The sequence below is a fragment of the Azospirillum formosense genome, from assembly GCF_013340925.1.
GTDB classification, from domain to species: domain Bacteria; phylum Pseudomonadota; class Alphaproteobacteria; order Azospirillales; family Azospirillaceae; genus Azospirillum; species Azospirillum formosense.
In genome coordinates this window covers 1-10,348 of sequence record NZ_WHOR01000207.1, presented here as the reverse complement: position 1 = coordinate 10,348, position 10,348 = coordinate 1, and the positions used below count along the sequence as shown (strand labels likewise).

Annotated in this window: 10 protein-coding genes; 6 read left to right on the top strand and 4 right to left on the bottom strand. The window is 65.0% G+C overall.

Features of this window, described 5'->3' with window-relative positions; genetic code table 11:
* Window positions 1-132: 132 nt before the first annotated feature.
* Entirely contained in the window at window positions 133-1,116 is a 984-nt protein-coding gene (locus tag GBZ26_RS21685; protein WP_174440630.1) for a C4-dicarboxylate TRAP transporter substrate-binding protein, read from the bottom strand.
* A 184-nt stretch (window positions 1,117-1,300) separates the two neighbouring features.
* On the opposite strand from GBZ26_RS21685, the gene GBZ26_RS21680 reads away from it, so the two are divergent.
* On the top strand, window positions 1,301-2,020 hold the full coding sequence (locus GBZ26_RS21680; RefSeq protein ID WP_174440629.1) for a GntR family transcriptional regulator: 720 nt from the start codon (window positions 1,301-1,303) through the stop codon (window positions 2,018-2,020).
* A 178-nt stretch (window positions 2,021-2,198) separates the two neighbouring features.
* Here the strand turns inward: GBZ26_RS21680 and GBZ26_RS21675 are convergent, their stop codons facing one another.
* Window positions 2,199-3,089, bottom strand: coding sequence for a LysR family transcriptional regulator (locus tag GBZ26_RS21675; protein WP_174440628.1), 891 nt, complete (start codon window positions 3,087-3,089; stop codon window positions 2,199-2,201).
* 212 nt (window positions 3,090-3,301) lie between these two features.
* The gene (locus tag GBZ26_RS21670; RefSeq protein ID WP_174440627.1) at window positions 3,302-3,982 is read right to left on the bottom strand and encodes a hypothetical protein; all 681 of its coding nucleotides are present in this window, start codon (window positions 3,980-3,982) and stop codon (window positions 3,302-3,304) included.
* Between the two features lie 252 nt (window positions 3,983-4,234).
* Between GBZ26_RS21670 and GBZ26_RS30720 the strand changes: the two genes are divergently transcribed.
* Window positions 4,235-4,891 carry a calcium-binding protein gene (locus GBZ26_RS30720; protein WP_174440626.1) on the top strand — a complete coding sequence of 219 codons (657 nt, stop codon included), beginning with the start codon at window positions 4,235-4,237 and terminating at the stop codon, window positions 4,889-4,891.
* A 133-nt stretch (window positions 4,892-5,024) separates the two neighbouring features.
* Here GBZ26_RS30720 and GBZ26_RS21660 read toward each other — a convergent pair whose 3' ends face one another.
* Window positions 5,025-5,507: an Lrp/AsnC family transcriptional regulator gene (locus GBZ26_RS21660; protein WP_174440625.1), complete on the bottom strand. Its 483-nt coding sequence runs from the start codon at window positions 5,505-5,507 to the stop codon at window positions 5,025-5,027.
* 140 nt (window positions 5,508-5,647) lie between these two features.
* Here GBZ26_RS21660 and GBZ26_RS21655 point away from each other — a divergent pair, with 140 nt between their 5' ends.
* The 4 genes from GBZ26_RS21655 to GBZ26_RS21640 all read left to right on the top strand — a co-directional run.
* Window positions 5,648-8,056 (top strand): transketolase, encoded by a 2,409-nt coding sequence (locus GBZ26_RS21655; protein WP_174440624.1) that lies wholly within the window; start codon window positions 5,648-5,650, stop codon window positions 8,054-8,056.
* A 125-nt stretch (window positions 8,057-8,181) separates the two neighbouring features.
* Window positions 8,182-8,637: an Rrf2 family transcriptional regulator gene (locus tag GBZ26_RS21650; RefSeq protein ID WP_174440623.1), complete on the top strand. Its 456-nt coding sequence runs from the start codon at window positions 8,182-8,184 to the stop codon at window positions 8,635-8,637.
* 181 nt (window positions 8,638-8,818) lie between these two features.
* The gene (locus tag GBZ26_RS21645) at window positions 8,819-9,208 is read left to right on the top strand and encodes a DUF1360 domain-containing protein (RefSeq protein ID WP_174440622.1); all 390 of its coding nucleotides are present in this window, start codon (window positions 8,819-8,821) and stop codon (window positions 9,206-9,208) included.
* Between the two features lie 99 nt (window positions 9,209-9,307).
* On the top strand, window positions 9,308-10,348 hold a 1,041-nt coding region (locus tag GBZ26_RS21640; protein ID WP_174440621.1), incomplete at its 3' end, for a site-2 protease family protein.

The window sequence follows — 10,348 nt, the reverse complement described above, 5'->3', positions numbered from 1 at the left end:
CCCCAGATACCTCCACAGGTAGTCCCGCGGGTGCGGTCAGATGTGATAAGCAGGGGAGGGAGAAATGTCCCCTCCCCTGCGTTAGCGGGGGAGGGTCAGGGAGGGGGCAAGGTCAGCGCGACGAACCCGGCCTCAGTTCTGCAGCAGCTTCTCCACCTCCTTGTGGAGTTCGGCGTAGCCCAGCTTCTCGTAGACCGGCGCGGTGGCCTTGCGGAACGGGGTCACGTCGATCTCCTCGATCGTCATCCCCTTGTCCTTCATCTGCTTCTCGAAGTCGGCGAGCGACGCCTGGGTGGCGCGCGACGCGCTGTCGCCGGCCTTCAGAGCCTCTTCCTTCAGGATCGTCTGCTGCTCCGGCGGCAGCTTGTCGAACCAGGCGGCGCTGGTGACGATGCCGGTGATCAGGTTGATGTGGCCGGTCTTGGTGACGTGGTTGGTCACTTCGTACAGGCGGGAGCCGAAGCTGGCCGGATGCTGGGCCTCGACGCCGTCGATCACCTTCTGCTGAAGGCCGGTGTAGACCTCCGACCAGCCCATCGGGGTCGGGGTGGCGCCCATGGCGCGGATCGTCTCCATCCACACCGGGGCGCCCGGCGTGCGCATGCGGATGCCGGCGAGGTCTTCCGGCCCCTTCACCGACTTGTTGGTCAGCAGGTGCCGCTCGCCCTGCCACCAGTTGAAGGACAGCACCTGATGGCCCGACGCCTTGCGCAGCTTGTCCGACCACTGGTCGAACATCGGCGAGGTGACGACCTTGCGGATGCCGTCGTAGCCCTGGGCGAGGTACGGGCCGCCCAGAACGCCGAATTCCTTCACGAAGACGGCCAGGCGCCCGCCGTCCACGACGACCGCCACGCCGGCCCCGGCGCGGGCCTGCTCCAGAACGTCCTCGTCCTTGCCGAGCTGCGAGCCGGGGAACAGGCGGACGGCCATCTTGCCGCCGGACCGCGCCTCGACGTTCTTCTTGAACTCCTCCAGCCCCTTGTAGAGCGGGTCCTGCTGGGCCAGCGCCGTGTTGACGCTGAGCGTGTAGTCGGCGGCCAGCGCGCCGCCGGCGACGGTGGCCAGCGCAAAGCCGAGGGCGGCCACGCGCCAAGTGCGGGTGATGATGCTCATGCTTCCTCCCTTTGAGGACAACGCCTCTTGCACGGAGGCGATTGTTCGATACGCGACTGGTATGGTAGTATACAAGAATGGTGTTGTCCATGGGCTTGCGAACGGTGCAGGATGAATCCGCCGCACAGGATCGTCCGGGCGGGCACCGGCGGGACGGACGGAAAAAAGAAGGGATTGGGGGAGCATGTTGAGGAGGATCGAGCCGGATTCGACGGAGCCCGTCGCGCGCCGCGTCTTTCGGGAATTGCGCCACGCCATCGTGACGATGCAGTTCCAGCCCGGCCAGCCGCTGTCCGAGCAGGAGGTCGCGGGGCAGTTGGGCGTCAGCCGCCAGCCGGTGCGCGAGGCCTTCATCAAGCTGAGCGAATCCGGGCTGGTGGTCATCCGCCCGCAGCGCGGCACCTTCGTCGTCAAGATCTCGGCCAAGCAGGTGATGGACGCCCGCTTCGTCCGCGAGGCGGTGGAGCTGGCCGTGGCCCGCAAGGCCGGCGAGGGGTTGCCGCCCCGCGCCGTCGCGGAGCTGGAGGCCAACCTGAAGGCGCAGCGTGAGGCCGCCACGAGCACCAACCCGGCGTCCTTCCTGGAACTGGACGAAGCCTTCCACCGCACCATCGCGCTGGGCGTCGATTGCGAATACGCGTGGCGGGTGGTGGAGGAAACCAAGGCCCAGATGGACCGCGTGCGCTATCTCAGCCTGCCGCAGGCGACTCCGCTGGATCGGCTGATCGCCCAGCACGAGCAGATCGTCGAGGGCATCCGCGCCCGCTGTCCCGACGCCGCGGAGGCCGCCATGCGCCTGCATCTGCGCGAGATCCTGAATTCCCTGCCCGAACTGGCCCGGCGCTTCCCCGACCTGTTCGACAGCGAGTCCAGCCCCGCCGAACCGATCGCCGAATCCGCTTGAAGGCCGGGTGCGGATTGCGCGGTTCGTCTTCGAATCGCGCGATGCGTGCATTGGCGCTACACGAAAACGGGGTTCGCCCCGCCGCCTACCGCCCGCCGAAGCCAAACGGCGGAAAAAGCAAAGGGGCACGGCCCTGTCCGGCGCCGCGCCCCTTGTTGGCCAACCCGTTGAGCGGGAACTAGAATTGGCTCTCCGCAACCTTCTTGACCAGGAAGTCGCGGAAGACCGCGATGCGCTTGGAATGGCGCAGTTCCTCCGGATAGACGAAGAACGCGTCCACCTTCGACCCGGACTGGTCCGGCAGCACCCGCAAGACATCGGTCAGGCCGGTCACCAGATAGTCGGGCAGCGAGCCGATGCCCAGCCCGCTCTCCACGGCGCGGAAGATCGCGTACAGGTTGTTGACCTGTAGGACGGTCCGGTCACGGGCCACCGCATCGGTCACCAGATCACGCAGCCAGTGGGTGTTGGCGAAGGGCGGGCGCAATTCCTGCGGATAGGTCACCAGATCGTGGGAGGCGAGATCCGCCACCGTCTGCGGCTCTCCCTTGCGGTCCAGGTAGCGGCGGTGCGCGTAGAGGTGCGAGCGGAAGGTCATCAGATGCCGCTGGATCAGGTCCGGCTGGCGCGGCGGGCTGACGCGGATCGCCACATCGGCCTCGCGCATGCCCAGATCCAGCTCCGTGTCGGTGATCAGCAGCGTGAGCTGGATGTCCGGGTAGAGCGCCAGGAACTCCCCGATGCGCGGAGTCAGCCATGTCGAGCCGAAGGCCGCCGTGGCCGTCACCTTCAGCGGTCCCTTGGCGGCGTCCTTGCTCTCGCTCAGCATCGCCTGGGTCATCGACAGCTTCGCGAAGATGTCGCGCGCCGCGTGGTTCAGCAACTCGCCCTGCTCGGTCAGGATCAGGCCGCGGGCGTGCCGGTGGAACAGCGGAACGCCGAGGCTGTCCTCCAGCGCGCTGATCTGCCGGCTGACCGCCGATTGGCTGAGGTTGAGGGCCTCGCCGGCGTGGGTGAAGCTGCCGGCCTCGGCCACAGCGTGGAACACCCGCAACTTGTCCCAGTCCATCATCCCGTCCTGCTTCCCGATGCCTTTGCCTGTCGGTCGGGGCCTGTCAGCGGAAGACATCGCCGCGCGCCCCTGTTCCAACACTCTTTATGGCAAAACGCGGCGCAGGTCTTCCATTGCGAACATCATCGGCGGTCAGGGCGACGGGATGCCGAACGCTGTGGCAGCGGGATTACGGCCGGCAGGCGCCGGTTGTCACAGCGGGAGAACGGTCACATGGACGCGATGTCCTGTGTCGCCGTGTCCGTCAAGAGTTGATCGAAGCTTTCGGACTTGAAGCCCAGAGCGCTGAGCTTGTCCCCCGCCGCGCGTTCCGAGTCGGTCCGCGCCATCTTGTTCAAGGCGAATTCCGCCGTCAACTTCACGGTGGTCGCGCCTTCGTCCGCTTGACTCATCAGCGAGCTGCGTTCCCACATCGCGCCTCGCAGTTCCTTCGTGAGCGCCACGGCCTGATCCATGCGTGACGCCGAATCTGGAATTTTATCGATGGCGGACATCCGTGCCTCGATGCTTTCCGAAAGCGTCCTGATCTTCTTCTGCCTTTCGGTTTCCTGTCCGACACCCGCCTCGACGGCGCTCTTCCAGAAGGTCTGGCTGCGGGATTCCTTCAGTTTTCCCGAAAGCGCATCGTTCATTTCATCGGACGACATTTGGCCGGATGAAACGAAGAGCCCCAATGCGCTTCGGTCATTGCTGGATAACTTGCTGAACAATGACAGCGCATCGCCCTTCAAGGATGACGCCAGAGGGCTCAATGACACTTGATCCGCTTTTGCGCTGACACTTTCAATCGGTTTATCTTTACTTTTATCGACCCCTGGATTTCCTTTCTGCGGAGAATATTGAGCCGACGACGTCGATGACACATTGTTAAAAGAATTAACCATGCTCATCTTTTTCTCCTGTATCGCGCCACGCCACCAGACAAGAGGAGTGGATATGCAGACGGCTTTTCTCAGTATATCCACAACATCCATAACAATCAATGAACCGAAATAAGCTTAGCTCTCGAAGCATTTTCGCATACAGTGATATGATTAGTTAGCTATCTAATTACACTAAGAATATAATCTGAATTACAGCAATTAAACAGCGTGCTTATAGTTGCTTTGCGTATCGTCAACAAATGCAAGAAGGGTATAATTATGGGTACGTATGTACTTTCGACTGGGAACGATTACTGGGTTCCGACGAATCCGAGCGAGCAGGTGAATGTTTATGCAGGTGAAGGAAACGACACCGTAGGCGGTGGAAATTTCGACGATTACCTGGATGGCGGCAACGGCAACGACGATTTGTATGGGTTGAACGGGAATGATTTTTTGAACGGGCTTGCCGGATCCGATTATCTGTCCGGCGGGGCGGGGAATGATACTCTGCTGGGTGGCGATGGTTGGGATTATCTCTATGGAGACGACGGAGACGACATCCTGCACGGTGGGGCCAGCGCCGGTTCCGGTGGCGTGATCGGCATGGACTATCTTTATGGTGGAGCCGGCAACGACATCTATCTCCACTATAACAATGATGGTGGAGTTTCCGCTATTTCCGACAGCTCCGGAACAGCGGATCGGGTAATTTTCAATGATGCCTCCATCTATGATCTACAGTTTTACGTTACTGGTTTGAGGTTGACGATCACCACTGCGGCTGATTACGCCGATGGATACAACGACAATGGCGTCGAAATCTATAACTTCTTCGGTGTGAGCAATGGGTACCTCACCCATGGCTCCGGGGAGGTCGAATATCTTCAGGTTGGAAACTCCGCTTACAGCCTGTGGGGTCTCCTGTTCGGATAAAACCCGGCATCGAGCTTGCGGGATTTGCGCATTTGACAGCGCCGATCCCGCATTGCCGTAGACAAGAGTGGCGAACAGACATTTTCAGATTGAGCTTTGAGCGCCCAGGTCCGAGGGCCATCGAATTTTCAGTTCACCCCGCCAGGTGGCCCAACGGCAGGGCCGTACGGTAGCGCACCTGCTTCAGCGCGAAGCTGGACCGGATGTTGGCGACTCCGGAAATCCGCGTCAGATGGTCCTTCAGAAAACGCTCGTAGCTGGCGAGGTCGGGGACCACCACGCGCAGCAGGTAATCGGCGTCGCCGGTCATCAGATAGCACTCCATCACCTCCGGCAGCGCCATCACCGCGGCCTCGAAGGCGTCGATCCGTTCCTCCACCTGCCGCTCCAGGCTGACGCTGACGAAGACGTTCACCGGCAGATCGACCGCGGCGGGATCGACCAGCGCGACGTGCCGGGTGATGATGCCCGCCTCCTCCAGCGCCTTCACCCGGCGCAGGCAGGGGGACGGCGACAGGCCGACGCGCTCCGCCAAGTCGTTGTTGGGCATCCGCCCGTCCTGCTGGAGCAGGGCCAGGATTTTCCGGTCGATGCGGTCGAGTTTGATTTTTGGCATTTTCTGCGGTCTAGACGGGATTCACGCAATCCGATGCTAAACGAGCCGGGTTTCCGGCGCCACTTTGCAAATTCCTGCCGCGGCACAAATGATAGGCTTGACCGATCATCGACCGCCGTTCCGTCAAGAGGGAAACAGACATGGACGCGACCGTTCCGAACCACGCCGACCTCGCCTGCCTGCGCGAGCTGGAGCGCAAGGTTCTCTGGCTCGCGTCCTGGACGATCCACAACGCCAACCACGTACGCCCCAACCAGGACGGGCTGAAGATCGGCGGGCATCAGGCGTCCTCGGCCTCGCTGGCGACGATCATGACGGCGCTCTATTTCCAGGCCCTGCGCCCGGAGGACCGGGTGGCGGTGAAGCCGCACGCCAGCCCGATCTTCCACGCCATCCAGTATCTGCTGGGCAACCAGACGCGCGCGAATCTGGAGAATTTCCGCGGCTTCAAGGGCGCCCAGTCCTACCCGTCGCGGACCAAGGACGTGGACGACGTGGACTTCTCCACCGGCTCGGTCGGGCTGGGGGTGGCGCAGACGCTCTTCGCCTCGCTGGTGCAGGACTATGTGAAGGCCAAGGGCTGGGCGAAGGGCCTGCCCGAGGGGCGCATGGTGTCGCTGGTCGGCGACGCCGAGATGGACGAGGGCAACATCTTCGAAGCCCTTCAGGAAGGCTGGAAGCACGGGCTTCGCAACACCTGGTGGATCGTCGACTACAACCGCCAGAGCCTGGACGCGGTGATCCGCGAAGGGCTGTGGGAGCGGCTGGAGAACATCTTCCGCGCCTTCGGCTGGGACGTGGTGATCCTGAAATACGGCGCGCTGATGCAGGCGGCCTTCCAGGAGGAGGGCGGCCAGCGCCTGCGCGACTGGATCGACCGCTGCCCGAACCAGCTCTACTCCGCGCTGACCTACCAGGGCGGGGCGGCGTGGCGGAAGCGGCTGCTCGACGATCTGGGCGACCAGGGGCCGGTGACCCGGCTGATCGAACGCCGCACCGACGAGGAGCTGGCCCTTCTGATGGGCAACCTCGGCGGCCACGACCTGCCCTCGCTGCTCGACGCCTTCGCCCAGGCGCGCACGCACGACCGGCCGGTCTGCTTCATCGCCTACACCATCAAGGGCGCCGGGCTGCCGCTGGCCGGGCACAAGGACAACCATTCCGGCCTGATGACCCCGGCGCAGATGGAGGCGTTCCGCGCCGCCAACGCCGTCCGTCCGGGCCATGAGTGGGACCGCTTCGAAGGGCTGAGCCGGCCGGAGGCGGAGCTGGACGCCTTCCTGAAGCGCGTGCCCTTCGCGGCCAAGGGACGGCGCCGCCATGGCGCGGCGGCGGTCCCGGTGCCGGCGGCCCTGGCGGCCCCGGCGCAGAAGGCGCTGTCCACCCAGGCGGCCTTCGGCCTGATCCTGAACGAGCTGGGGCGCGAGAAGACCGAACTGGCGGAGCGCATCGTGACGACCGCCCCGGACGTGACGGTGTCCACCAACCTCGGCGCCTGGGTGAACCGCCGCGGCCTGTTCGCCAAGAGCGCTCTGGCCGACCTGTTCAAGAAGGAGCGCATCCCCTCCACCTACACGTGGGACTTCTCCCCCGACGGCCAGCATTTCGAGCTGGGCATCGCCGAGTCCAACCTGTTCATCCTGCTGTCGGCGCTGGGCCTGTCGCATTCGCTGTTCGGGGAACGGCTGCTGCCCATCGGCACCGTCTACGACCCCTTCGTCATGCGGGCGGCGGACCAGATGAACTACGCCTGCTATCAGGACGCGCGGTTCCTGCTGGTGGCCACCCCGTCCGGCGTGACCCTGGCCCCGGAGGGCGGGGCGCACCAGTCCATCGCCACGCCGCTGGTCGGCATGGCCCAGGACGGGCTGGCCTGCTTCGAGCCGGCCTTCGCCGACGAACTGGCCGTCACCATGCGCTGGGCCTTCGACTACATGCAGCGGGAGGGCGAGGGGGAGCCCGACGAGCGCAACTGGCTGCGCGACGAGACCGGCGGCTCGGTCTATCTGCGCCTGTCCTCCCGCGTGCTGGAACAGCCGGTCCGCAGCATGGACGCGGAGCTGGAGAACGGCATCGTCCAGGGCGCCTACTGGCTGCGCCGTCCCGGCCCGAACGCCCAGGTGGTGGTCGCCTACAGCGGCGTGGTGGCGCCGGAGGCCATCGAGGCGGTGGGCATGCTCGGCGAGGACCGCCGCGACGTCGGGCTGCTGGCCGTCACCTCCGCCGACCGGCTGCACGCCGGCTGGAGCGCGGCGCAACGGGCGCGCGAGCGCGGCAAGCCCCACGCGCGTTCCCACGTCGAACGGCTGCTGGAGGGGGTGCCGTCCCATTGCGCGCTGGTGACGGTGCAGGACGGACACCCGGCGGGGCTGGGCTGGCTGGGCTCGGTCCACGGCCACCGCACGCGGGCGCTGGGGGTCGAGCATTTCGGTCAGACCGGCACCATCGCCGACCTCTACCGCCACCACGGGATCGACGCCCAGGCCATCGTCCGCGCCGCGGAGGCGCTGTCCCCCGGCCGGCCGGTCCGTTACTTGAAGGCGGTGTAGACCGGGTGAACCGGCGGCATTGAGGGGCTCTGGCGCCGTTCCGGAGCGAAGGGTACAGTCGGACATGGTCGGTCCCGTCCCGGCAGGGCCGACACCCCCCTCTCCCTGCAACGAGTTTCGCCACCGTGAGGATCGACAGCCGGTTATCCCGCATGCTCCATGTCCTGCTGCACATGGCGGAAGAAAGCCAGCCCATCACGTCGGAGCGCGTGGCCGCCATGCTGGGAACCAACGCGGCGGTTGTCCGCCGAACGATGGCCGGATTGAGAAGCGCCGGCTACGTCCATTCGGTGAAGGGACACGGCGGAGGGTGGACGCTCGCGCGCGATCTAAGCCAAATCACGTTGCTTGACATCCATCGTGCCGTCGGGACCGAGCGGCTGTTCGCGATCGGCTTCGACAACGACAATCCGGACTGCCTCGTGGAGCGGGTCGTGAACGGCTCGATGAGCGAGGCGTTGCGGCAGGCCGAGGCCATACTCATCGAACGTCTCCAATCGGTCACGCTCGCCGAATTGTCCCGCGAATTCCGCCAACGGCTTCCCGCCAACGCGTCGGCGCACGAACCGACGAAACGCTGAACGAGTTTCTGACCTTGGGATTCCACCCGCAGGCAAGAGCGGTGGGGCGGCTTGACTCGTCCTTTCATGTATCATTATAAGTTACGTGATTGGACGGCCAAGCCACTCGGCTCCAACATGCCGCGCCGCCACGCCACGCTCCCCATCAGAGCCAATCCCCCTTCCTCCCGACGGAGTTTCCATGACGGACACTGTCAACCCGCAGGCTTGGGCCGCCTTCTGGACCTGCCTTGTGATCGCCCTTGCCTCGTCCAGCATCTCCATCACGATCACCCAGACCGAACTGTTCGCCCCGCTGCGGGCTTGGGCGACCAAAGTCCACCCCATGGTGGGACACCTCATGCACTGCTTCTACTGCACCAGCCATTGGGCCGTCATTGCCGGCATCCTGATTTACCAGCCGGTGTTGGTGTCGAGCGGCCATCACGCGGCCGACCTGATCGTGTCGGCCTTCTTCACGATCACGGTCGCCACCCTGACAAGCGGGATGATCTTCAGCGTCTTCCTGGCGGCGATGGCCAAGGCGATGAAGGAACGTGTGCTGAAGAGGATGCTGAGCGAAGACGCTTGAGGTGCCCCAGGCATTCCCGACTCGCCTATGCCGCTGTGCGCTGCGCGACACCACATAAGGATCACACCCACATCGGTCACAGCGCGAGGCGAGGTCGGGATGAGCTGGTCGATCCCCATCGGCACCGTGAAGGGCACGGTGATCCGCATACACATCACCTTCTTCCTGTTCCTTTTGTGGATCGGCGCCGCCTACCACGCGCAAGGCGGCTGGCCGGCGGCGCTGGAAGGGGTGGTCTTCCTGTCGCTGCTGTTCCTCTGCGTGCTGCTGCACGAGTTCGGCCACGTCTTCGCCGCCCGGCGCTACGGCGTGCGCACGCCGGACATCACCCTGCTGCCCATCGGCGGGGTGGCCCGTCTGGAGCGGTTGCCGGAGAAGCCGTCGCAGGAGCTGGTGGTGGCGCTGGCCGGGCCGGCGGTCAATCTGGTGATCGCGGCGCTGCTCTACGCCGCGCTCGGCGGCTTCGTGCCGGCGGAGGCGGCGGAGGTGCGGAACGCCGGCATCGACGTGCTGTCGCGGCTGGCCGTGGTGAACCTGTTCCTGGCTCTGTTCAACCTGATCCCGGCCTTCCCCATGGACGGCGGGCGCGTGCTGCGGGCGGTGCTGGCGAGCCGCATGGGCTATGCCCGCGGCACCCAGATGGCGGCCTCGGTCGGGCAGGCGGTGGCCATAGGGCTGGGGCTGCTCGGGCTGTTCGGCAACCCGATGCTGCTGTTCATCGCCCTGTTCGTCTATCTGGGCGCCTCGTCGGAAGCGCACGCGGTGCAGATGCGCGAGATCACCCAGGGCGTGGTCGTGTCGGACGCCATGGTCACCCGCTTCGAGACGCTGCCGCCCTCCGGCGTTCTGGAGGACGCCGTGCAATGCCTGATCCGCACGACCCAGCACGAGTTTCCGGTGGTGGACGGGGCCGGCACACTGCGCGGCGTGCTGACCCGCGACGACCTGATCCGCGCCCTGCGCGACCGCGGCCCGGACACGCCGGTGCTGGAGGTGATGCGCCCCGACATCCCCGTGGTGCATCGGCACGGCAAGCTGGAGGAGGCCCTGCGCCTGATGCAGGAAAAGAGCCTGCCCGCGGTCGGCGTCGATGATGGGAACGGACGGCTGGTCGGTCTGGTGACGCCGGAGAATGTGGGG

Excerpts from the sequence above, each read along its gene's own strand:
- GBZ26_RS21685 (WP_174440630.1), bottom strand. The coding sequence starts at position 1,116 with ATGAGCATCATCACCCGCACTTGGCGCGTGGCCGCCCTCGGCTTTGCG.
- GBZ26_RS21680 (WP_174440629.1), top strand. The coding sequence starts at position 1,301 with ATGTTGAGGAGGATCGAGCCGGATTCGACGGAGCCCGTCGCGCGCCGC.
- GBZ26_RS21675 (WP_174440628.1), bottom strand. The coding sequence starts at position 3,089 with ATGGACTGGGACAAGTTGCGGGTGTTCCACGCTGTGGCCGAGGCCGGC.
- GBZ26_RS21670 (WP_174440627.1), bottom strand. The coding sequence starts at position 3,982 with ATGAGCATGGTTAATTCTTTTAACAATGTGTCATCGACGTCGTCGGCT.
- GBZ26_RS30720 (WP_174440626.1), top strand. The coding sequence starts at position 4,235 with ATGGGTACGTATGTACTTTCGACTGGGAACGATTACTGGGTTCCGACG.
- GBZ26_RS21660 (WP_174440625.1), bottom strand. The coding sequence starts at position 5,507 with ATGCCAAAAATCAAACTCGACCGCATCGACCGGAAAATCCTGGCCCTG.
- GBZ26_RS21655 (WP_174440624.1), top strand. The coding sequence starts at position 5,648 with ATGGACGCGACCGTTCCGAACCACGCCGACCTCGCCTGCCTGCGCGAG.
- GBZ26_RS21645 (WP_174440622.1), top strand. The coding sequence starts at position 8,819 with ATGACGGACACTGTCAACCCGCAGGCTTGGGCCGCCTTCTGGACCTGC.